The sequence below is a fragment of the Mesorhizobium sp. M1A.F.Ca.IN.020.06.1.1 genome, from assembly GCF_004023265.1.
In the GTDB taxonomy this organism is placed as follows: Bacteria; Pseudomonadota; Alphaproteobacteria; order Rhizobiales; family Rhizobiaceae; genus Mesorhizobium.
Window position 1 is genome coordinate 1 of record NZ_RZSR01001366.1, and the last position, 1,132, is coordinate 1,132.

Genomic DNA, 1,132 nt, shown 5'->3' on the forward strand with positions numbered 1-1,132 from the left:
ATGTCCTTGCGCCGGAACAGCCCATTTAGCTCAGGCCAGCTTATCGCGTCATTCTGCCCGATCGGCATCCACGGCTCGCCGTCCTCAGTGGCGAAATATGAGCCGGCCACCGTGATCCACTGCAGACCCGCGGACCGGACAGCGAGTAAGCGCTCCGCGTCACTGGTCGTGCTGTCCGTTAATCCCGTGTTGTCCAAGTGGCTTTCCGGTATTCCCCAAGGCACTCCAAACTGTCTCAGGGGAAAAATGTTCACCGGCGCCGGCGCAAAAATCGCAGCCCGCCCGGGCCTCATCGCCGAGAGAATGGCCCGTTATTAAAGAATGGCCAGCTGATCTGCTCCAGCTTCGCTCGACTGAAAACCCTAGCTAGGATCCGCTCGCCACCATCCCGGCCGTAGGGGCCTGGGCAGGCCACCGAAAGCCAACCAAGTCAAGTCATAGCGACGAGTAGAGATTCGCCGGCGGGATCTCGCCAACCAGGAAGGCCGGCTTCAGGCGATCCTCTGCTGAAGCTGCGGCATGTCTTCGCTCTTCCGCAGACCCGTTGCGACGACCGACACCCGAAACTTTCCGGCCAACGCCTGGTCGAAGATGGCGCCGACGATAATATCGGCATCGGCGTCGACCTCTTCCCGTATCCGTGTCGCGGCTTCGTCGACCTCGAAGAGCGTCATGTCCGTGCCGCCGCAGATCGATACCAGCAGGCCTCTGGCGCCCGTCATGGAAGCCTCATCGAGCAGCGGGTTGGCGATTGCTGCCTCGGCCGCCGCCCTTGCGCGGCCCTCCCCCGAGGCTTCACCGGTTCCCATCATCGCCCGGCCCATGTCCCGCATCACCGACTTCACGTCAGCAAAATCGAGATTGATCAGGCCTTCCTTCACGATGAGATCCGTGATGCAGCCGACACCGGCGTAGAGAACACGGTCCGCCATAGCGAAGGCATCGGCAAACGTCGTCCTGGCGTCGGCGACCCTGAAAAGGTTCTGGTTGGGGATGACGATCACGGTGTCGGCGCTTTCGCGAAGGCGTTCTATGCCCTCTTCGGCGGCCTGAGACCTGCGCTTGCCCTCGAACGTGAAAGGCTTGGTAACGACGGCCACCGTCAAAATGCCGGCATCGCGCGCCGCACGCG

The 1,132-nt window shown here is 62.3% G+C and carries 1 protein-coding gene and 1 pseudogene; one reads left to right on the forward strand and one right to left on the reverse strand.

The features are described 5' to 3' along the window. On the forward strand, positions 1-318 hold a 318-nt coding region (locus EOA60_RS38475), incomplete at its 5' end, for a hypothetical protein (RefSeq protein ID WP_206628392.1). A gap of 173 nt (positions 319-491) precedes the next feature. On the opposite strand, the pseudogene EOA60_RS34050 reads toward EOA60_RS38475, so the two are convergent. Then, positions 492-1,132, reverse strand: a pseudogene (locus EOA60_RS34050) (cell division protein FtsZ); the annotation flags it as partial.